This is a genomic window from Actinomadura spongiicola, assembly GCF_003432485.1.
Classification (GTDB): domain Bacteria; phylum Actinomycetota; class Actinomycetes; order Streptosporangiales; family Streptosporangiaceae; genus Spirillospora; species Spirillospora spongiicola.
Map to the genome: position 1 here is coordinate 273,479 of NZ_QVNQ01000006.1, position 19,363 is coordinate 292,841.

Annotated in this window: 20 protein-coding genes; 15 read left to right on the forward strand and 5 right to left on the reverse strand. The window is 71.6% G+C overall.

Features of this window, described 5'->3' with window-relative positions:
• Positions 1-3: 3 nt before the first annotated feature.
• Entirely contained in the window at positions 4-1,236 is a 1,233-nt protein-coding gene (locus tag D0T12_RS21005) for an acetyl-CoA hydrolase/transferase family protein (RefSeq protein ID WP_117401354.1), read from the reverse strand.
• A gap of 176 nt (positions 1,237-1,412) precedes the next feature.
• Between D0T12_RS21005 and D0T12_RS21010 the strand changes: the two genes are divergently transcribed.
• The 6 genes from D0T12_RS21010 (at position 1,413) to D0T12_RS21035 (ending at position 8,736) form a co-directional block, all read left to right on the forward strand.
• Complete coding sequence (locus tag D0T12_RS21010) at positions 1,413-3,785, forward strand: phosphoketolase family protein (protein WP_233526195.1); 2,373 nt, start codon at positions 1,413-1,415, stop codon at positions 3,783-3,785.
• A gap of 24 nt (positions 3,786-3,809) precedes the next feature.
• Complete coding sequence (locus tag D0T12_RS21015) at positions 3,810-4,910, forward strand: acetate/propionate family kinase (protein ID WP_117401355.1); 1,101 nt, start codon at positions 3,810-3,812, stop codon at positions 4,908-4,910.
• A gap of 378 nt (positions 4,911-5,288) precedes the next feature.
• The gene (locus D0T12_RS21020; protein ID WP_117401356.1) at positions 5,289-6,170 is read left to right on the forward strand and encodes a universal stress protein; all 882 of its coding nucleotides are present in this window, start codon (positions 5,289-5,291) and stop codon (positions 6,168-6,170) included.
• Between the two features lie 108 nt (positions 6,171-6,278).
• Entirely contained in the window at positions 6,279-7,163 is an 885-nt protein-coding gene (locus tag D0T12_RS21025; protein ID WP_117401357.1) for a universal stress protein, read from the forward strand.
• Positions 7,160-7,663, forward strand: coding sequence for a flavodoxin domain-containing protein (locus D0T12_RS21030; RefSeq protein WP_199487594.1), 504 nt, complete (start codon positions 7,160-7,162; stop codon positions 7,661-7,663). The genes D0T12_RS21025 and D0T12_RS21030 overlap by 4 nt, the downstream gene beginning before the upstream one ends.
• A gap of 32 nt (positions 7,664-7,695) precedes the next feature.
• Complete coding sequence (locus D0T12_RS21035) at positions 7,696-8,736, forward strand: zinc-dependent alcohol dehydrogenase family protein (protein ID WP_117401359.1); 1,041 nt, start codon at positions 7,696-7,698, stop codon at positions 8,734-8,736.
• Between the two features lie 70 nt (positions 8,737-8,806).
• On the opposite strand, the gene D0T12_RS21040 is transcribed toward D0T12_RS21035, so the two are convergent.
• A complete protein-coding gene (locus D0T12_RS21040; protein ID WP_117401360.1) occupies positions 8,807-9,493 on the reverse strand; it encodes a response regulator transcription factor in 687 nt (228 codons plus the stop codon).
• Between the two features lie 190 nt (positions 9,494-9,683).
• Here D0T12_RS21040 and D0T12_RS21045 point away from each other — a divergent pair, with 190 nt between their 5' ends.
• Both D0T12_RS21045 and D0T12_RS21050 read left to right on the forward strand, forming a co-directional pair.
• The gene (locus D0T12_RS21045) at positions 9,684-10,688 is read left to right on the forward strand and encodes an Acg family FMN-binding oxidoreductase (RefSeq protein ID WP_117401361.1); all 1,005 of its coding nucleotides are present in this window, start codon (positions 9,684-9,686) and stop codon (positions 10,686-10,688) included.
• A gap of 215 nt (positions 10,689-10,903) precedes the next feature.
• Entirely contained in the window at positions 10,904-11,467 is a 564-nt protein-coding gene (locus D0T12_RS21050) for a DoxX family membrane protein (RefSeq protein ID WP_117401362.1), read from the forward strand.
• Here the strand turns inward: D0T12_RS21050 and D0T12_RS37415 are convergent.
• Positions 11,356-11,700 (reverse strand): universal stress protein, encoded by a 345-nt coding sequence (locus tag D0T12_RS37415; protein WP_117401363.1) that lies wholly within the window; start codon positions 11,698-11,700, stop codon positions 11,356-11,358. The two genes, D0T12_RS21050 and D0T12_RS37415, sit on opposite strands and share 112 nt — an antisense overlap.
• Before the next feature lie 174 nt (positions 11,701-11,874).
• Between D0T12_RS37415 and D0T12_RS21060 the strand changes: the two genes are divergently transcribed.
• From D0T12_RS21060 to D0T12_RS21080, 5 genes are all read left to right on the forward strand, one after another.
• The gene (locus tag D0T12_RS21060; RefSeq protein WP_199487595.1) at positions 11,875-12,360 is read left to right on the forward strand and encodes a cyclic nucleotide-binding domain-containing protein; all 486 of its coding nucleotides are present in this window, start codon (positions 11,875-11,877) and stop codon (positions 12,358-12,360) included.
• A gap of 156 nt (positions 12,361-12,516) precedes the next feature.
• Entirely contained in the window at positions 12,517-13,425 is a 909-nt protein-coding gene (locus D0T12_RS21065) for an ABC transporter ATP-binding protein (protein ID WP_117401364.1), read from the forward strand.
• A 9-nt stretch (positions 13,426-13,434) separates the two neighbouring features.
• Complete coding sequence (locus tag D0T12_RS21070) at positions 13,435-14,172, forward strand: ABC transporter permease (RefSeq protein ID WP_117401365.1); 738 nt, start codon at positions 13,435-13,437, stop codon at positions 14,170-14,172.
• The gene (locus D0T12_RS21075; RefSeq protein WP_117401366.1) at positions 14,163-15,374 is read left to right on the forward strand and encodes a sensor histidine kinase; all 1,212 of its coding nucleotides are present in this window, start codon (positions 14,163-14,165) and stop codon (positions 15,372-15,374) included. The genes D0T12_RS21070 and D0T12_RS21075 overlap by 10 nt, the downstream gene beginning before the upstream one ends.
• The gene (locus D0T12_RS21080; protein WP_117401367.1) at positions 15,371-16,027 is read left to right on the forward strand and encodes a response regulator; all 657 of its coding nucleotides are present in this window, start codon (positions 15,371-15,373) and stop codon (positions 16,025-16,027) included. Before D0T12_RS21075 ends, D0T12_RS21080 begins: the two co-directional genes overlap by 4 nt.
• An 18-nt stretch (positions 16,028-16,045) precedes the next feature.
• Here D0T12_RS21080 and D0T12_RS21085 read toward each other — a convergent pair whose 3' ends face one another.
• Both D0T12_RS21085 and D0T12_RS21090 read right to left on the reverse strand, forming a co-directional pair.
• Positions 16,046-16,900 (reverse strand): universal stress protein, encoded by an 855-nt coding sequence (locus D0T12_RS21085; protein WP_117401368.1) that lies wholly within the window; start codon positions 16,898-16,900, stop codon positions 16,046-16,048.
• 18 nt (positions 16,901-16,918) lie between these two features.
• A complete protein-coding gene (locus D0T12_RS21090) occupies positions 16,919-17,194 on the reverse strand; it encodes a hypothetical protein (protein ID WP_117401369.1) in 276 nt (91 codons plus the stop codon).
• Positions 17,195-17,399: 205 nt separating this feature from the next.
• On the opposite strand from D0T12_RS21090, the gene D0T12_RS21095 reads away from it, so the two are divergent.
• Together D0T12_RS21095 and D0T12_RS21100 are read left to right on the forward strand one after the other, a co-directional pair.
• A complete protein-coding gene (locus D0T12_RS21095; protein WP_117401370.1) occupies positions 17,400-18,275 on the forward strand; it encodes a universal stress protein in 876 nt (291 codons plus the stop codon).
• Positions 18,276-18,508: 233 nt separating this feature from the next.
• Positions 18,509-19,357: a universal stress protein gene (locus D0T12_RS21100; protein WP_117401371.1), complete on the forward strand. Its 849-nt coding sequence runs from the start codon at positions 18,509-18,511 to the stop codon at positions 19,355-19,357.
• The last annotated feature ends 6 nt before the right edge of the window (positions 19,358-19,363 follow it).

Below are 19,363 nucleotides of genomic sequence, written 5' to 3' on the forward strand. Positions count from 1 at the left end.
CCGTCAGCGCAGGCGGAAGCCCAGTTGACGGCCCTCCTCGCGTAGTTCGTCGCGTGCTGAGGGGTGGGCGACCTGGTCGATGAGCTGTTGCGCCTGGGACGCGGCGTCGTGTCCCCAGATGGTCGCGGTGCCCTGCTCGCTGACGATGTAACTGTGCTGGAACGAGGTGACCGGGCCCGCCAGGCGGGGGATGACGGTGGAGACGTCGGCGCGGGGATGCCAGGACGGCAGCGCGATGATGGCGTGGCCGCCGGGGGAGTGCAGGGCGCCGACGACGAAGTCGGTCTGGCCGCCGAAGCCGGAGTAGATGACGCCGCGCACGCGGCTGGCGTTGGCCTGGGCGTACAGGTCGACCTGGAGGGCGGAGTTCACGGAGACCAGGCGGGGGCGGCGGGCGATGAGGTTGGGGTCGTTGGTCTTCTCGGTGCGCAGCATCCGGACGCGTTCGTTGCGGTCGGCCCAGTCGTAGAGTTCGCGGCTGCCGAACGCGAACGAAGCGGTGATGGGTGTCGTCGAGTCGAGCGCGCCCGCCTTCTCCAGGGCCAGGACGCCGTCGCTGAACATCTCAGACCAGACGGCGAGGCCGCGGCGGCGCAGCAGGGAGGCCAGGACCGCGTCCGGAATGCCGCCGATGCCGAGTTGCAGCGTCGCGTGCTCGGGGACGAGGTGGGCGACCCGTCCGCCGATCTCGCTCGCCGCCTCTCCCGGCGGCCGTGTCGCGGGCGAATCGAGGGGCTCGTCGCTCTCGACGGCGTAGTCGATGTCGTCGATGGCCAGGACGGCGTCACCGTAGGTGTACGGCATCTGGGGGTTCAGTTGGGCGATCACCAGACCGCCGCGGGCCCGGACGGCCTCGATCGCTGCGGGCAGGATGTTGACCTCGATGCCGAGTGAGACCGTCCCGTCCGCGGGCACGGAGGTCTGCACGACGACGACGTCCGGCGGCAGCCCCGCCTTCAGAAGGTTGGGCACCAGTGACAGCCGGGAGGGAAAGTACCGCAGGTTGGGACGGTCGCGCATGCCCGCTCCGACGAATGGGGTCTCCAGGTCGACGCCGTCCCGGTCGGGCAGGTCGCCCTGGGCGTTCAGCATGAACAGCCGGTACTCGGGGAGGGCCTCGTCCAGGACGGCCAAAAGGCGGCGCGGGGTGGCGAAGTTGCCTCCGGCGACCACCCGTGGCCGTCCCGGCAGGCCCGCCAGGATGGCGCCGAGCCGCCCTTCCGAGATCACGCGCATCGGCGTTCCTCCTCGTTCTCTTTCCTCACAGCGAATACCCCTGACGTCCCGCGCACAACGGACCGAGGCCCCTGCGTGTCACCGATGGACGGACGGCCCGCCGGAAGTGACCTTCGGCCCTGACCTCGGGGCGGCGCGGTGTGATGCGCTGAGATCAACGAGCGCATGGAGGAATTGTGACGTCGACGAGCGCGAACGGCATCCTGCCGGCCGGTTCCGAATTCGACCTGATCGACGCCTATTGGCGGGCTGCGAACTATTTGTCGGCCGGGCAGATCTATCTGCTGGACAATCCGTTGCTGCGGGAGCCGCTGCGACCCGAGCACATCAAGCCACGGCTCCTGGGGCATTGGGGCACCTCACCCGGGCTGAACTTCTGTTACGCGCACCTCAACCGGGTGATCAGGGCACGCGACCTCGACATGATCTACATCATGGGGCCGGGGCACGGCGGCCCCTCGGCGGTCGCGAACGCGTGGCTGGAGGGCACGTACAGCGAGGTCTATCCGCTGGTCTCCCAAGACGCGGCGGGGATGCGGCGGCTGTTCCGGCAGTTCTCCTTCCCTGGCGGCGTGCCCAGTCATGTGGCGCCGGAGACGCCCGGGTCGATCCATGAGGGCGGTGAGCTGGGTTATTCGCTGGCGCACGCCTACGGGGCGGCGTTCGACAACCCGGACCTGGTGGTGGCGTGCATCGTCGGGGACGGCGAGGCGGAGACGGGCCCACTGGCGGCGAGCTGGCACTCCACCAAGTTCATCGACCCGGTGCACGACGGCGCGGTGCTGCCGATCCTGCACCTCAACGGCTACAAGATCGCGAACCCGACCGTGCTGGCCCGGATCTCCGAGGACGAGCTGGTCCGGCTGTTCGAGGGGTACGGGCATGCTCCGATCGTGGTGTCGGGGGACGACCCCGCCGTCATGCACGAGCAGATGGCGACCGCACTGGACCAGGCGCTGGACGAGATCCGCCGCATCCAACGGGCGGCCAGAGACGAGGGCGCGACCGACCGCCCCCGCTGGCCGGTGATTATCCTGCGGACGCCGAAGGGCTGGACGGGCCCGAAGGAGGTCGACGGGCTTCCGGTGGAGGGCACCTGGCGATCCCACCAGGTGCCGCTCGCGGGCGTCCGGGACAACCCCGCCCACCTCGCGGAGCTGGAGGCGTGGCTGCGCTCCTACGCCCCCGACGAGCTGTTCGACGAGGACGGCCGGCCGGTCGCGGCGCTCCGCGACCTCGCGCCGGTCGGGGAGCGGCGGATGAGCGCGAACCCGCACGCCAACGGCGGGGTACTGCTGCGCCCGCTGGAGCTGCCCGATCCGCGAACGTACGCGGTGCCGACGGACAAGCACGGCACGGCTACCGCGGAGGCGACCCGTGTGCTCGGCGACTATCTGCGCGACGTCGTGGCGGCGAACCCGTCCACGTTCCGGATCATGGGCGCGGACGAGACCGCGTCCAACCGGTTGGGCGCGGTGTTCGAGGTGACCGACCGCGTCTTCGAGGGCGAGGCCCTCGCCACCGACGAGCATCTGGCCCGCGCCGGACGGGTGATGGAGGTGCTGAGCGAGCATCTGTGTCAGGGCTGGTTGGAGGGTTACCTCCTCACCGGGCGGCACGGGCTGTTCAACAGCTATGAGGCGTTCATCCACATCGTGGACGCGATGTTCAACCAGCACGCCAAGTGGTTGAAGGTCACCCGGGGCCTGCCGTGGCGGCGTCCGATCGCGTCCCTGAACTACCTGCTGTCCTCGCACGTGTGGCGCCAGGACCACAACGGCTTCACCCACCAGGATCCAGGTTTCCTGGACGTGGTGATGAACAAGAAGGCGGAGATCGTTCGGGTGTACCTGCCGCCGGACGCGAACACGTTGCTGTCGGTCGGCGACCATTGCCTACGTTCCCAGGACTACGTGAACGTGATCGTCGCCGGGAAGCAGCCCGCGCCGGTCTGGCTGCCGATGGAGGAGGCCGTCGCGCACTGCACCCGAGGCATCGGAATCTGGGAATGGGCGTCCACGGACGGCGACGCCGAGCCCGACGTCGTTCTGGCCTGCGCGGGCGACATCCCCACCCTGGAGACCCTGGCCGCGGTCGACCTTCTACGGCGGTTCTTCCCCGACCTGCGGGTCAGGGTCGTCAACGTGGTCGACCTGATGCGGCTACAGCCGGTCGAGGAACACCCGCACGGGCTGTCCGACACCGAATTCGACGCGCTGTTCACCACCGACAAGCCCGTCATCTTCGCCTTCCACGGCTACCCGTACCTGATCCACCGGCTCACCTACCGCCGCGCAGGGCATGGCAACCTGCACGTCCGCGGCTACAAAGAGGAAGGCACCACCACCACCCCGTTCGACATGGTCATGCTCAACGACCTGGACCGTTTCCACCTGGTCATGGACGTCATCGACCGCGTCCCGTCCCTCGGCGGACGCGTCGCCCACATCCGCCAACGCATGGCCGACGAACGCCTACGTCTACGCGCCCACACCCGCGAACACGGCGAAGACGCACCCGAGATCCGCGACTGGACCTGGCCGTACTGAACCGGACGAACCGAGGGAGCTTCGATGCGGATCCTCACTGTGAATCCCGGTTCCAGCAGCGTCAAGTTCAGCCTGGTGGAGGCCGACGACACCGTCCGCTCACACGTCGAGATGCCCACCGGCGGCGCGGACCGGGAGGCCGAGCGCGTGCTGGCGTCCGTGGCGCGGCTGCCACGCCCGGACGCGGTCGGCATCCGTTTCGTGCACGGCGGACGCGACTTCACCCGTCCCGTGCTGATCGACGAGGAGGTCACCGAACGGCTGCGCGGGCTGACCGGTCTGGCGCCGCTGCACCAGCCGCTGTCGCTGTACGCGCTGGGCGAGGTTCGCCGGGCGTTCCCCGACGTCCCCGCCGTGGCCTGCTTCGACACCGCGTTCCACGCCACCCTTCCCGAGGCCGCCGCGACGTATGCGCTGCCCGCCGAATGGCGTGAACGGTTCGGCGTCCGCCGGTACGGCTTCCACGGGCTGTCCCACGCCTACGCCGCCCGCCGGACGGGAGAACTCCTGAACGGCGGTCCCGCCGACCTCACCGGCCTTCGGCTTGTCGTGTGCCATCTGGGGTCGGGCGCATCGCTGTCGGCGGTGGCCGACGGCCGGTCGGTGGACACCACGATGGGGTTCACCCCGCTCGACGGGCTGGTCATGGCGACCCGGGCGGGCGGCATCGACCCGGGCATCCCGATGTGGCTGCTGGCGCACGGCGTGCCCGCCGAGGAGATCCGCGACGCGCTGGAACACCGCTCCGGGCTGCGCGCGCTGACCGGGACCGGCGACATGCGGGCGTTGCGGTCCCGCGCCGCCGCCGGAGACGAGGCGGCGGTGTCGGCGCTGGCGGTCTACCACCACCGGTTGCGCGGCTGCGCGGCCGCGATGACCGCCGCGTTGGGCGGGCTGGACGCGCTGGTGTTCACCGGCGGGGTCGGCGAGCACGATCCCGAGGTCCGCCGACGCCTCGTCGGCGGCCTGGCCTACCTGGGCGCCCGGATCGACCCGGAACGCAATGCCGCCGCCCGCGGCGACACGGTGATCAGCCCGCCGGACGCGGCGGTCGCAACGGTCGTCGTCACCGCCCGCGAGGACCTGGAGATCGCCACGGGAACCCGCTCGGTGATGGGCGGCTGACGAAGGACACGGGCCGTGGGCTCGGACGTTCTCGCTCCCCGGTCGAGGTTCGCCGGGTCGCGGTGCGCGGTGACGGGCACGCGCCGTCCAGCCGAGTCGCCCATAGGTGGAGTCGTATCTCAGCAGGCGCGCCGACGCCCCCGCACCCCGCCGCAGGACGACAGGGGACCTTCGTCCCTGATGCGACCGGTGGCACTGATGTTCACTGGAGGTGAGTGGGGGAAGCCTGGGTGAACGGCACGGAGAACGGGAGCCCGCGCACCCGTGCGGAGAGTGACGTCGCACAAGCGGCGCCGGACTTCCCCCACTCTCCGAAGCCGAGCTCAGGGGCCGAGGTCACCGCGGATTTCGGCGCCGACGAGTGGGGGAGGCCTGGTGATGGTCGCACTGCCGAGGGCCCAGCGGTCGCACGTCCTGCTCGGTTACGACGGGAGCGAGGAGAACGACGCCGCGTTGCGCTGGGCGGTGGAGGAGGCTCGGCTTCGGGGGCTCGACCTGACGATCTGCCATTGCTGGCGCTGGCCGTATCCCGAGGGGCACGTGAATCCCCGCGTCAAGGCGGCCATCCAGCGGGTGGGGGAGAACCTGTTGCGCAAGGGCGCCCGCCGGGTCGAAGACCTGGGGGTTCCGGGGAAGGTACACCCGCTGCTCCGGCCGGGGCCGGTGAGCGACACGCTGGTCTGCGAGTCCGGCGACGCGGAACTGATCGTGGTCGGCTCCCATGAACAGCGCCAGGTGCCCGCCGGGTCGACGGCGGTGCGGCTGCCCGCGCGCACGCATCGTCCCGTCGTCGCGGTCCGGCGGTTCGGTCGGCCGCGGGGGCTCGTCGTGGTCGGAGTCGACGGGTCCGAGAGCGCGGACGCGGCCCTCGGATTCGCGATCGAGGAGGCCGCGCTGCGCGAGTGCGATCTGCGCGTGGTCTACGGGGCGTGGGAACCCGGTGCCGTGCCCGACTGGGAGCTGCCCCTCTTCACCGACAAGAAGAAGCTGTACCGGGCACGGGCCGCCGAACTCGACGAACTCGTCCAGCCGTGGAGTGAGCGCTATCCGAAGGTTCCCCTGGAGGTCTCGCTGCTGTTGGAGCGTCCCAGGGAAGCGCTGCTGGACGCGGCGGACGGCGCCGACCTCCTGGTCGTGGGCGACCGAGGCGTCGCCGGCGTCCACCCGCTGCTGGGCGCGACCAGCTCGGCGATGCTGCACCACGCACCTTGCACGGTCGCGGTCGTCCCTCCCCGCGACGCCGCTCGCCGCGCCGCCTGACCGGCGGTCCCCGGGCCCTTAGGGCCGAAGGTCCCCTCGAACGGTGGACCCACGCCTCTGACCCTCGTGTCCGTGGGCGACGAGGCTGAAAGCCCAGGAGGTGACGAGATGGACGGACGAGAGGTCCTGGTCGGCTTCGACGCTTCACCGGCCGCCGAACGCGCGCTGCGTTGGGCCGCGGTGGAGGCGTCCCGGCGGGGCGTTCCGCTGCGGGTTTGTCACGCGTGGAACTGGCCGTATCCGCAACGGCCCGCGGACGGCGACGCGAAACAGATCGTCCGCGGCATGGGGGCGCTGACGCTCGACGACGGGGTGAAGCTCGCACGCGAGACCGTCCCCGGTCTGGACGTCCGACCGGTGCTGCTGGACGGGACGCCCTCGGCGGCGCTGCTGGCCGCGTCGGCGGACGCGGCGCTGATCGTGGTCGGCGCCCGGGGGACGGGCGGATTCGACAAGCTCCCCCTCGGATCCGCGGCCGTGCACGTCCCGGCGCACGCCGACCGTCCGGTGGTCGTCGTGCCCGCCCACGAGGGGTCGGTGCGGGCGAAGCGGATAGTCGTCGGGATCGACGGATCTGCGGCCAGCGTGGCGGCGCTGCGGTTCGCGCTCGCCGAAGCGCGCCTGCTCGGCGCCGTGGTGACGCTGGTGTGCGCCTGGTGGGACCCTGGCGCGCTGCCCGGCCCCGACCGGCTTCCGTTCACCGACCCGCAAGCCGTCAAGGAGCAGGCCAAGGCGCGGTTCACCAGCGCGGTTGGGCCGTGCCTGGTCGACTATCCCGACGTCGCGGTCGAGGAGCGGTTCGTGCGGGAGCGCGCTGGACGCGTCCTGGCCGACAACGCACGCGAGGCGATGCTGCTGGTCGTGGGCGATCGTGGGATCGGTTCGTCCCCCGCCACCCTGCTCGGCGCGGTGACCCGGGCCGTGCTGCACGAGTTGCCGTGCCCGGTCGCGGTCGTCCACGAACGCGACCCGAAACCCGAGGAGTCGTCATGATGCGGGTGCTGGTGGTCTACGCCTCCGAACGCGGCGGGACCGCCGAGAGCGCCGGCTGGATCGGTGTCGCGCTGCGGGAGGCGGGGCTGGACACCGACGTCCGCCCGGCCGGAGAGGTCGCCGCTCTCGACGGATACGACGCCGCCGTCGTCGGCGGCGCCCTGTACGCGGGGCGCTGGCACCGGGAGGCGCGGCACTTCGTCCGCCGTCACGCCGACGCGCTGGCGCACCGGCCGGTGTGGCTGTTCAGCAGTGGGCCGCTGGATCACACCGCCGAGCAGCGACAGATCGCGCCCACGCCCGGCGTTGGCAAGATCGCCCGGCGGCTCAACGCCCACGGGCACGCGACCTTCGGCGGACGCCTGTCCCCCGACGCCCACGGCTTCCTCGCCTCCAAGATCGCCAAGCGGTCGAGCGGCGACTTCCGCGACCACGACCAGGTCGCCGAATGGGCCGCCGGCATCGCCCGGGAACTGCGGGGAGCCACGAAGACCGGATAGGGCCGCAGCAAGATCGACGAAGGAGGAGCGACATGCGAGCGCTGGTGTACCACGGCCCCGGGATCAGGGCGTGGGAGGACGTCCCCAAACCGGGGATCATCGAGGACGGAGACGCGGTCGTCCGGGTCGACGCGGTGACGATCTGCGGCACGGACCTGCACATTCTCAAGGGCGACGTCCCGGCGGTGACCGATGGGCGGATCCTCGGCCACGAGGCCGTCGGCACCATCGAGTCCGTCGGCCCCGGCGTGCGGACGGTCAAGCCCGGCGACCGGGTGCTGGTCTCGTGCATCACCGCCTGCGGGACCTGCCGGTTCTGCCGGGAGAGCCGCTACGGGCAGTGCCTGGGCGGCGGAGGCTGGATCCTCGGCCACAAGATCGACGGGACGCAGGCCGAGTACGTGCGGGTGCCGTTCGCCGACACCTCCGTCCACGCGCTGCCCGCGGGCGTACCGGCCCAGGACGTGCTCATGCTGGCCGACATCCTGCCGACCGGCTACGAGGTCGGCGCGCTCAACGGCGCCGTCCAGCCCGGCGACGTCGTGGCGGTCGTCGGCGCGGGCCCGATCGGACTCGCGGCGATCATGGGTGCGCGGCTGTTCAGCCCGAGCCGCGTCGTCGCGATCGACCTGGCCGACAGCCGGTTGGAGGCGGCCAAGGGCTTCGGCGCCCACGTCACGGTCAACAACTCCCGGCAGGACCCGCTCGCCGCCGTCCGCGACCTGACCGGCGGGCTCGGCGCGGACGTGACGATCGAGGCCGTCGGCGTCCCGGAGGCGTTCGAGCTGACGGTCGCCCTCGCCCGCCCCGGCGGACGGATCGCCAACATCGGCGTGCACGGTGCCCCCGCCACGCTGCACCTGGAGGAGCAGTGGATCCGCGACGTCACCATCACCACGGGCCTGGTGGACACCTTCTCCACCCCGACCCTGCTCCGCCTGGTGGCCGGGGGCCAGCTCGACGCCGGACGGTTCATCACCCACAACTTCACACTGGACGAGTTCCCGAAGGCGTACGACGTCTTCGCCGACGCCGCCAATACCGGCGCGCTCAAGGTCGTATTGAGCCGCTGAACTGAAAACCGTGAAGCCTCGGCCATTCACACATGGTCGAGGCTTCCGCAACGCACAACAGGGTCGGGCCCTACTCGCGCCTCCCCTTGGCGGAGTCGCTCTTGAGCTGGGCGGCCAGGGCGGCGGCCTGGGTGCGGCGGCTCATGCCGAGTTTGGCGAAGATGTTGGAGATGTAGTTCTTGACAGTCTTCTCCGCCAGGAAGAGCCGCTCGCCGATCTGCCGGTTGGTCAGGCCCTCGCCGATCAGCTCCAGAATGTGGCGCTCCTGCTCGGTCAGGCCCTGGAGCGGGTCCTTCTTCTTCTCCTGGCGGGTACGGATGCGTTCGAGCATGCGGGCCGTGCTGCGGGGGTCGAGCAGGGACTGGCCGGTGGCGACGGTGCGGACGGCGCCGACCAGGTCCGAGCCGTGGATCTGCTTGAGGACGTAGCCCGCCGCCCCGGCCATGACGGCCTCGAACAGGGCGTCCTCGTCGTCGAACGAGGTGAGCATGAGGCAGGCCAGTTCCGGCATCTGGGAGCGGAGCTCGCGGCAGACGGTCACCCCGTCGCCGTCGGGGAGGCGGACGTCCAGGACGGCGACGTCGGGCCGGGCGGCGGGGATCCGCGCCAGCGCTTCGGTTGCGGTGCCGGCCTCGCCGACGATCTCGATGTCGTCCTCGGCGGACAGCAGTGCCGCGACGCCGCGCCGGACGACCTCGTGATCGTCCATCAGGAAGACCCGGATGGTCCGTGGGCTCTGTTCGGCTTGACCGGTCATGGCAGATCGTTCCCTCGACTCGGCGGTGACGTGGTCGACGTTACCCAGCGACCGGCGACCGGTCACAGGGACCAACGTCCCGCCCCGACCTCGCCGGACACGAACGGAGGACCCCCGCCCGCGGGGACCTTCGGCCCTGCCGCGGGTCAGGCCGCGAATGGTGGGCTGGAGAGGTGACCAAGGGGGAGTGATGATGCCTTCAAAGAGCAGGGACGTCGCGACCGACGTCGTCCGCCGCGCCGTCGAGGACGCCGTCTGGGCGCCGTCGGTGCACAACACCCAGCCGTGGCGCTTCGGGGTCGGTGGCGCACGGATCAGCCTGCGCGCCGACCCCGACCGCCGGCTGGACGTCGCGGACCCGGACGGCCGCGAGATGCTGATCAGCTGCGGAGCCGCGCTGTACAACCTGCGGCTCTCGCTGCGCGTGCAAGGGTTCGAGCCCGTCGTGCGGCTGCTGCCCGACCCGGACCGGCCGCATCTGCTCGCCGACGTCCACGCCGAGCCGCTGCGAGAGCGGGCGGGGGAGGTGGCGGAGCGCGAGTACGCGCAGATCCGGCGTCGCCGCAGCCACCGCGGCGGGTTCCGGCCCGACCCGGTCGCCGCCGGGGTCCTGTCGGCGCTGCGGCATGCCGCCGAGCAGGAGGGCGGCCGGCTCGTCCAGGCCGTCGACGCCAACGTCAAGGGCGCCCTGGCGGCGTTGACCGCCGCCGCCGAACACGTGCAGCGACGCACGTCCGCGTACGCGACGGAGATCGCCCGCTGGGCCCCGGCACCGGCCACGGCCCGCAGGGACGGCGTCCAGCAGGGCGCCTATCCTCGGCAGACCCCGCGCACCGAGCCGCACTTCCCGGCCCGCGACTTCGCCCGCGGCCAGGGCTGGGGCGTCGAACCCTCCACCGACGACGCGGTCCGCACCGGGGCCGTGGTCCTGCTGGTCACGGCGGACGACACACCCGCCGCCTGGCTGAACGCGGGGCAGGCGCTACAGCGCGTCCTGCTGCGGGCCGCCGAACACGACCTGGCCGCCGCGTACCACACGCAGGCCCTCCAGGTTCCGGAGCTGCGCGCGTTCGTCCGGACGCGTTTCTGCGGCGACGCGTACCCGCAGATGCTCCTACGCCTCGGCGTCCCGGACGGGGAAGACCTGACCACCGTCCGCCGCCCGGTCGACGAGGTCCTCACCGAAGAGAACTGACCAGAAGGCTTGCGCCACCCCGCCGCCGCAATGGCGGCGGGGTGGCGCAAGCCTTTTCGCTGCCATTTCCCCGTGGGACCTTCAGCTCTCTAAAACCACGACGACAGCGGGACCTTGGTCCCGACGCGCAGGTCCTAACGGACCTACAGCGCCGAATCCCCAGACGGTTGAGTGAGTAGTGAGGAAATCAGCGATGCGATGGAAGGTGAGAGGCGATGGCAGTCTCCGAGCACAAGAGCCGTAACGGGCGCAGCACCCTGATCCAGGTGGTGACCCCCAAGCCCCTGACCGAGTCCCCGGCGGCCCGCCACGTCTGGGCGGTGGCGCGGTTCGCGGTGGGCTGGGTGTTCGTCTGGGCGTTCCTGGACAAGATGTTCGGGCTGGGCCACGAGACCCCGGCCGCCAAGGCGTGGATCGACGGCGGCAGCCCCACCGAGGGATTCCTGAAGAACGCCCCGGAGGGCCCGTTCGCCGGCTTCTACCACGACATCGCCGGAGCGGCCTGGGCCGACTGGCTGTTCATGATCGGCCTGGGGGCCATCGGCGCCGCCCTCATCCTCGGCATCGGCATGCGGATCGCCGCCGCGACCGGCGCGGCCCTGCTGGTCATGATGTGGACCGCCGTCCTGCCCCCCGAGAACAACCCCTTCATGGACGACCACCTGATCTACGCGATCCTCCTCGTCGGCCTGGCGCTGGTCAGCGCCGGCGACACCCTCGGCCTCGGCCGCTGGTGGGGCGATACCCGCCTCGTCAAGCGCCTCCCCCTCCTCAAGTAGCCCCCGAAACCCGAAGGGCGCCCACCACGGTGGGCGCCCTTCAAGCGTGTCAGCCGGGGGAGAGGAACGGGCGACGAGCCCACAGGGTGCCGGTGCCGTGTGGCCGGACGACGGACGACGTCCAGCCGCGCGTGGCGTTCGACGGCCTCCCGCGCGGCGCGCCGCAACGCGGCCATGGAGTTGGGGGATCCGTCCACCCCGACGACGACGGAACGGTGCTCGGGCCTGATCATCACTGGTGTCCTCCCTTGTCATCTCCACCGTCCCAAGCGCGGTGGTCAGAGGGCAGTGCCGAGCGTCCCGGCGGGGCGGGACCTTCGGCTCTTACCTGCGGAAACCCCCGCGAGGGACGCTGGAGACAGGCCAAAGAGATCGGAACATGGGCGGCGGTGAGGGGAGTGAGGCAGATGAGCGTTGTGACAGGGGTGGATCTGGCCCGCGAGACGTTCCTGGGCGGCATGCGATCCGCCGACCTGAGCAGGCTGGCAAGGGCGGCCCGGTTCACCGAGGTACCGGCGGGACGACGCGTCTTCAACGAGTCCGAGCCGGCGGAACGGTTCTGGATCATCCGTGACGGGACCGTGGCCGTGGACCTGCGCAGTCCCGGCCGTGGCTCCGTCGTCATCGATACCTTCGGCCCCGGGACCGTGCTGGGCTGGTCATGGCTGTTCCACCCCTACCGGTGGCGGCTCGGGGGCGTCGCCGCGACACCGCTCCGGACGATCGAGTTCGACGGACGCCTGGTCCGCATGTTCTGCGCGGTGGACCCCTCGCTGGGCTTCGAGCTGACGCGCCGCTTCGCCCAACTCGTCGTGGAACGGCTTGAGGCGACCCAGAAACGGCTGCTGGAAAATTCCCATGTGCATCTGGTGAACGACGCCTCTCTGTCCTAGGCGACGGGCGGGCATCGTCCGTTCGGTTGATGGGCGCGCCGACCGGGGGATGGCACGGTTCATCCCAACGGCGATCTGATGGGGCGATCCCGTTCGCCCGCGTCCCCGGCATCGTCAATGGCATCGCCAGTAAGCCTCCAATGAGGGGACGAGCCGATGCCGGTCATCGAAGTGCGCAACCTTCGCAAGCTCTACCGGGCCAAACCCGCGGTGGCGGACGTGTCGTTCACCGTCGCGAAAGGAGAGATCTTCGGCATCCTCGGCCCGAACGGCGCGGGCAAGACCACGACCGTCGAATGCGTCACCGGGCTGCGCCGTCCCGATTCCGGCACCGTCCGCGTCCTCGGCCTCGACCCGCGCCGCGACGGGCGCCGCCTGCGCGAGAAGGTGGGCGTCCAGCTCCAGCAGTGCGAGCTGCCCGGACGGCTGACCGTGCGGGAGGCGCTGGAGCTCTACGCGTCCTTCTACGACGACCCCGCCGACCCGGCCCGGCTGATCCGGCGGTGGGGCCTCACGGAAAAGCGCGACACGCCGTTCGGCAAGCTGTCCGGCGGCCAGAAACAGCGGCTGTCCATCGCCCTGGCTCTGGTCGGCGGCCCTGACATCGTGGTGCTGGACGAGCTCACCACCGGACTCGACCCGCAGGCCCGCCGCGCCGCCTGGAAGATGATCGAGGAGATCCGGGAGGACGGGGTCACGATCATCCTGGTCACGCACTTCCTCGACGAGGCCGAGCGGCTGTGCGACCGCATCGCGGTCGTGAGCGACGGTCGGATCGCCGCGCTCGACAGCCCGCGGGGGCTGGTCGCCCGGTCGGGGAACGGGATGTCGCTGCGCTTCCGCACGCCGGTGCCGGTTCCGGACGGCCTGCTCACCGGCCTTCCCGAGGTCAGGGAGGTGCGCCGCAGAGGAGACCAGATCGCCGTCGCCGGCGGGGACGACGTCGTCCAGGCGGTGGTGGGGACGCTGACCCGGCACCAGATCAGGCTTCACGACCTCATGGTGGAGCGGCCCACCCTTGAGGACGCCTTCGTCGCCCTGACCGGCCGCACGTTCGAGGACTGAGGGGGACCGATGCGCGCGCTGCGCCGCCTGACGCTGACCGAACTGAAACTGTTCCTGCGAGCCCCCGAATCGGTGTTCTTCGTGCCCGGCTTGCCGCTGCTGCTCGTCACGGTCTTCGGCGTCATCCTCGATCCCGGCGACGCACCGGACCGGCTCCGCGGCCCGCTCATGGACTACTTCCCGGCCATGGTGCTGTCGCTGACCCTGGCCATCCTCAGCATCTTGATCATGCCGTCCACGCTGGTGGGCTATCGCGAGAAGGGCATCCTGCGGCGGATGGCGACCACGCCGGTCGGCCCGGATCTGGTGCTGGTGGCGCAGACACTGGTCAGCGCCATGATGGCGGTGGCGACGCTCGTGCTGGTCACCGTCCTCGGCACCGTGGCCTTCGGATGGTCGACGCCGGGCGACGTCGCCGGGGTGGCGGTGGCCTTCCTCCTGGCCGTCTCGGCCCTGCTGGCGGTCGGGCTGTTCATCGCCTCGATCTCGACCTCCGGGGGCATGGCCACCGGCATCGGCCTGTTCGTCTTCTTCCCGAGCCTGTTCCTGAGCGGGGTCGCGATGCCCGCCGAGGCGATGCCGCCGAACCTCGCCTCGGCCGGGGAGTTCACGCCGCTCGGGGCGGCGATGCGCGGGCTCCGCGACTCCTGGACCGGATCGTTTCCCGAGACGTCCCATCTGCTGACGCTGGCGGTCCTCACGTGCGTGTTCGGCGCGGCGGCGGTCAAACTGTTCCGATGGGAGTGACGCGGGCGCCGGCGGGGGACCGGTCGCTGTTCTTCGTGCTGGGCGTCGCGGGACTGGCGGCGTCGACCGTCTTCTACCTGGCCGGTGGGGCGGGCGCGACGGACGGCACCCCGGTCGTGGTCCCGCTGGTCGCCGTCGCCCTGGTCTGGCTCGCGCTCCCGGTGCGCCTCCCCGGCGACCGGCACTGGGCGAGACCCGCGGCCTACTACGCGGGCCTTCTGATCATCGCGACCCTGCTCGTCCTCCAGAGCCCCGCGTTCTTCGGCTTCTCATGGATCGGGTACCCGTACGCGTTCGCCCTGTTCGAGGCGCGCTGGAGCCTCGCGGCCGTGACGGCGAACGCGATCGTCCAGTACGCGACGCTGCTGTCCGTGGGCGTCCCCAGCGACGCGCTCGTCCACGTCCTGCCCGTCGGTGCCTTCGCGCCGGTGGTGGCGGCCGGCTGGGTGACCGCGGCCGAGCAGCGAAGGACACGCCGCGCCAACGCCGAGCTCGCCGAAGCCAACCGCCGCCTGGAGATCAGCCTGGCCGAGAACGCCGGTCTTCAGGAGCTGCTGGTGGCCCAGGCACGCCAGGCGGGTCGGCTGGACGAGCGGGGACGCCTCGCCCGCGACATCCACGACACCCTCGCCCAGGGCCTGACCGGCATCATCACCCACGCCCGCGCGGCCGGACGCGCCGCCGACGACCCGGCGCAATGGCGGCTGCACGTCGACCGGATCGAATCGCTGGCCGCCGACAGCCTCAACGAGGCCCGCCGATCGGTGCAGGCTCTGCGGCCCGGGCCGCTGACCGGCTCCAGCCTCCCCGAGGCACTCACCGGCATGGCCGGGCGCTGGTCGGCGTCGCATACCGTCCCGGTCACGGTCGAGGTCACCGGAGAACCGGTGCGGAAGGCCACCGAGGTGGAGATCACCCTGTTCCGTGCCGCCCAGGAGGCCCTCACGAACGTGGCCCGGCACGCCCGCGCCTCCCGCGTCGGCCTCACCCTGTCGTACCTGGACGGGACGGTGCTGCTCGACGTCCGCGACGACGGGATCGGCTTCGACGCCCCGCCGGGGTCGGGGTCGGGGTTCGGCCTGGAGGCCATGCGGCAACGGCTGCGCGCCGTCGGCGGCACACTGGTGGTGGAGAGCACGGCGGGCGAGGGCACGGCCCTCAGCGTGACCGTTCCCGACCCCTCCGTGGAAGGCCGGCCATGACCGCGAGCGACCCCGTCCGCCTGATCATCGTGGACGACCATCCGATCGTCCGGGAGGGCCTGCGCGCGGCGTTCGGCAACGAACCGGACTTCACGGTCGTCGGCGAGGCGGGCGACGGCGCCGAAGCCCTCACCCTCGTCGACCGTGTCGCACCCGACGTCGTCCTGATGGACCTGCGCATGCCCGGCGTCGACGGCGTCACCGCGATCCGGCGGCTCAGGGAGAGCGGCCGCGGCGTGCCCGTCCTGGTGCTCACCACCTACGACTCCGACGGCGACGTCGTCCCCGCCATCGAGGCCGGCGCCGCCGGTTACCTCCTCAAGGACGCGCCGACCGCCGAACTGCTCGACGCGGTCCGCGCCGTCCACCGCGGCACGTCGGTCCTGTCACCTGCACTGGTCGCCCGGCTGATGGAGCACACCCGCCGACCGGCGCCCGGCTCCCTCACCCGGCGGGAGTTGCAGGTTCTCCAGCTCGTCGCCGACGGCGCGGGCAACCGCGAGGCCGCCGCCGCGCTGTTCATCAGCGAGGCCAGCATCAAGACGCACCTGACCCACATCTACAACAAGCTGGACGTCCGCGACCGGGCCGCGGCGGTAGGCGAGGCCTACCGCCGCGGCCTCCTTCCGACTCCCGGTGATCGAACCTCCTGACCGCGAACCTCCACGGGGTCAGTCCTCGTAGGGGCGGACGACCGCGACCGGGCCGCGGGCGTGGTGGATCAGGCCGTGGCTGACCGATCCGAGCGGGATGGAGCGGCCCCGGGAGCCGACGACGACCAGGGCGGCCTTCGCGGAGGCGGAGGTCAGCGCGTCGACCGGGTGTCCGATGAGAACGTCCTCGGTGATCTTGACGTCGGGGTGCCGGTCCCGCCAGGGCGCCAGGACGGAGCTCAGGCGGGTGCGGAGGATGTCGGTGACCAGGGGCGCCTCCACCCGCGCCTCGATGGCGAGCAGCGGAGGATGCCAGGCGTGTAGAGCGCGCAGCGGGACTCCGCGGGCGGCGGCCGCGGCGAAGGCGTGGTCGAGCGCCGGGGCCGGGTCCTCGGTCAGGTCCAGGCCGACCACGACCTCGTTCGCCGTGGGGTCTTCCTGGTCGCGGACGACGATGACCGGGCCGGGGCAGTGCCCGGCGAGCCGCAGACTGGTGGAGCCGAGCAGCAGCCCGGCGAAACCGCCCCGCCCGCGATGGCCGACCACCACCGCCGAGGCCTCGTCGGCGTACTGCCGCAGCCCGGCCTGCACGTTCTTCTGGCGGATGAGCATGGTCTCGATGGGGAGGTCGGGCCGCCGCTCGTGGGCGAGCGCGCTTCCGTTGCGGAGAACCTGGTCGCCCGACTCGGCGAGGGCCTCGGCGATGCCGTCGGTGGTGTGCCCTGGGACGTCCAGGGTCGTCGTCTCCACCACGTGCAGGATGCGCAGGGTCTGCCCGGTCCGGGCGGCTTCGTCCGCGGCCCACGCGATGGCGCGGTCGGACGGTGTGGAGCCGTCGGCTCCGACGATGACGGTCGCTCGTTGGGTGGACATGGCGTTCCTCCTGGACGGTCAGTGAGGGCGAATGTGTGTCAGGGGCGGCAGCAGGAGCAGTTCGTGTGCCCGCCGTGCCGTCAGAACGGTGTCGCCGTCATCAGGTGGGTCCAGCGGAGTTCCCTCCAGGGCGGCGGCGAGCAGCCGGGTCGCCTCGGTGAGCGCGGCGACCTGCCGCTCCAGCGTCGCGACACGGTGCTCCAGGGCCGGATCGGAATCCGACCGGGAGTCGTGATCTGCCTCGCCATCGCGAAGCTCCTTCTGCGTCGGCGTGCCGTCGGGTGGCGGCTCCACGGTGCCGATTCCAGGGTCCGCCCCACCCCGGGCACGGCCGTAGGGACCTTCGTCCCCCGGTGACCGCCGTACGGCCCGCGTCGCCGCGATCCGTTCAGGAGGGTCGAAGGTCCCTCATTCCACGGACCGACGCCCCTCTCGGGGTAGGGGCTCCGCAGGTCAGGGTGAAGGTGACCGAACGGCGACTCGCGAGGGGTGGGAGAGCATGAACACTGAGCCGATCACGGGTGTGGTCGTCGGCTATGACGGCTCGGAAGGCAGTGTTCGGGCCTTGGAGTGGGCCGCTGACGAGGCTCGGGCCCGCGGCGTCCCGTTGAGCGTGCTGCACGCCTGGGGCGCCTACCACGGCGGCCCGGTCGCCGTGCCCGTCCTCGACCTCCAGGAGATCGCCGAGGAAACCCTGAACGGCGCCCTGGAGCATGCCCGGAAGGTGGCGCCCGACCTGAAGGTGCGGGCCGTCCTGAAGCGCTGGCCGGCGCCCGCCAGCCTGATCGAGGCGAGCAGGAGCGCTGACCTGATCGTGCTGGGCCCGCGCGGTCTCGGCGGATTCGCCGGGCTCGTGCTCGGATCGGTGGGCGCGCAGGTGGCCGCCCATGCCGCGTGCCCGGTCATCATCGTCCGCGGCGCCCTGGACCAGGGGCAGACGCCTGGACGTGTCATAGTCGGAGTGGACGGTTCAGCGGCCTCGCGGGCGGCACTCTCGATGGGTTTCGCTGAGGCCGACGCACGCGGACTGTCGCTGAGCGCGGTCGTCGCCTGGGATCCGGTGTCCGCGAAGGGGCTGCCTCCGCTGGTGGACGAGTCGGGCCTCCGCGAGGCGACCGAGACCGCCCTCGCGAGGCTGATGATCCCGCTCCGCGAACTCCATCCCGGGGTGGACGTGAAGATCGCGGTCGTGATCGGTGCCCCACGGGAGGTCCTGATCGCCGCGTCGGAGGGGGCGAGCCTGCTCGTCGTCGGCTCGCGTGGGCTGGGCGGCTTCCGTGGCCTGGTGCTGGGGTCGGTCGGCCACGCGCTGGTCCACCACGCGCCCTGCCCGGTGGCGGTCGTCCACGCCCCCGACAAGCACGACACCGCCTGACTCAGCGTGCGGTCTCGTCGTGGAACACGGTGATCGCGCCGCGTGCGGCGGCCCGGCCGCGGACCCGGTTCAGCCAGGCGGCATCGGCTGAATCGGGAGCGTCTCCGGCCCAGCTCGCCTTGCCGACACGGCGGCGGGGTCCCGCGAGGAAGCGTGGAAACCGGTGGCCGTGCCCTGCGGGACCCGCCCGGGCCGCGCGGTGACCGACCGACTCTCACCAGGAGGAGCACCCGATGTCCGAGCCGATCGTCGTCGGTGTCGACGGATCCGACCAGGCGGACCGCGCCCTCGAATGGGCCGCGGCCGAGGCCGTCCTGCGCGACCGCCCGCTGCACCTCGTCCACGCCGTGGAGAGCTGGCCGTACAAGGCGCCGATCTTCGTCCCGCCCGAAACACCCGAATACCTGAACCATGTCGGACGCAGGGTCTTGGCCGCCGCCAGGGAGCGTGTCCAGGAGCGGTGGCCGGACCTGGTCACGACGACCGCGCTGGTCACCAACGAGGCGCCGCAAGCGTTGCGGGAGCAGGCGGAGAAGGCGTTCGCGCTGGTGCTGGGCAGCCGCGGGCGCGGCGGGTTCGCCAGCCTGCTGCTGGGCTCGGTGAGCCTGCGCATGGCCGGGCACTCGCCCGTCCCGGTCGTGATCGTGCGCGGGGACGCCACCGACCGCGGTGAGGTCGTCGTGGGCATCGACCTGCTCGGCGACGCCGAAGCGGTCCTGGACCACGCCTTCGACGCCGCGGCCGTGCACGGCGCTCGGCTCCGGGTCGTCCACGCCTGGCAGACGTTCGCCACCCTCGTCGAGGCCGGCTACGCCTTCGACCACGAACAGATCGAACTGGGCCTGCGCGACCAGGTCGTCGCCACGTACAAGCCCCCGCGGGCCAAGTACCCGCGTGTCGAGGTCGTGGACGAGGTCGTCATGGCCCACCCGGTCACCGCGCTGTCCAACGCCTCACGCAACGCGCGTCTGCTGGTGGTGGGAGCCCACGGCCGACGCTGGAACATTACGCGACTCGGGTCGGTCGGCCATGGCGTCATCCATCACTCTGAGTGCCCGGTCGCCGTCGTCCCCATCGGCTGAACCCGA

Excerpts from the sequence above, each read along its gene's own strand:
- D0T12_RS21045 (WP_117401361.1), top strand. The coding sequence starts at position 9,684 with ATGATGCCTTCAAAGAGCAGGGACGTCGCGACCGACGTCGTCCGCCGC.
- D0T12_RS21020 (WP_117401356.1), top strand. The coding sequence starts at position 5,289 with ATGGTCGCACTGCCGAGGGCCCAGCGGTCGCACGTCCTGCTCGGTTAC.
- D0T12_RS21075 (WP_117401366.1), top strand. The coding sequence starts at position 14,163 with ATGGGAGTGACGCGGGCGCCGGCGGGGGACCGGTCGCTGTTCTTCGTG.
- D0T12_RS21025 (WP_117401357.1), top strand. The coding sequence starts at position 6,279 with ATGGACGGACGAGAGGTCCTGGTCGGCTTCGACGCTTCACCGGCCGCC.
- D0T12_RS21015 (WP_117401355.1), top strand. The coding sequence starts at position 3,810 with ATGCGGATCCTCACTGTGAATCCCGGTTCCAGCAGCGTCAAGTTCAGC.
- D0T12_RS21085 (WP_117401368.1), bottom strand. The coding sequence starts at position 16,900 with ATGTCCACCCAACGAGCGACCGTCATCGTCGGAGCCGACGGCTCCACA.
- D0T12_RS21030 (WP_199487594.1), top strand. The coding sequence starts at position 7,160 with ATGATGCGGGTGCTGGTGGTCTACGCCTCCGAACGCGGCGGGACCGCC.
- D0T12_RS21100 (WP_117401371.1), top strand. The coding sequence starts at position 18,509 with ATGTCCGAGCCGATCGTCGTCGGTGTCGACGGATCCGACCAGGCGGAC.
- D0T12_RS21050 (WP_117401362.1), top strand. The coding sequence starts at position 10,904 with ATGGCAGTCTCCGAGCACAAGAGCCGTAACGGGCGCAGCACCCTGATC.
- D0T12_RS21035 (WP_117401359.1), top strand. The coding sequence starts at position 7,696 with ATGCGAGCGCTGGTGTACCACGGCCCCGGGATCAGGGCGTGGGAGGAC.
- D0T12_RS21060 (WP_199487595.1), top strand. The coding sequence starts at position 11,875 with ATGAGCGTTGTGACAGGGGTGGATCTGGCCCGCGAGACGTTCCTGGGC.
- D0T12_RS21070 (WP_117401365.1), top strand. The coding sequence starts at position 13,435 with ATGCGCGCGCTGCGCCGCCTGACGCTGACCGAACTGAAACTGTTCCTG.
- D0T12_RS21095 (WP_117401370.1), top strand. The coding sequence starts at position 17,400 with ATGAACACTGAGCCGATCACGGGTGTGGTCGTCGGCTATGACGGCTCG.
- D0T12_RS37415 (WP_117401363.1), bottom strand. The coding sequence starts at position 11,700 with ATGATCAGGCCCGAGCACCGTTCCGTCGTCGTCGGGGTGGACGGATCC.
- D0T12_RS21040 (WP_117401360.1), bottom strand. The coding sequence starts at position 9,493 with ATGACCGGTCAAGCCGAACAGAGCCCACGGACCATCCGGGTCTTCCTG.
- D0T12_RS21005 (WP_117401354.1), bottom strand. The coding sequence starts at position 1,236 with ATGCGCGTGATCTCGGAAGGGCGGCTCGGCGCCATCCTGGCGGGCCTG.
- D0T12_RS21080 (WP_117401367.1), top strand. The coding sequence starts at position 15,371 with ATGACCGCGAGCGACCCCGTCCGCCTGATCATCGTGGACGACCATCCG.
- D0T12_RS21065 (WP_117401364.1), top strand. The coding sequence starts at position 12,517 with ATGCCGGTCATCGAAGTGCGCAACCTTCGCAAGCTCTACCGGGCCAAA.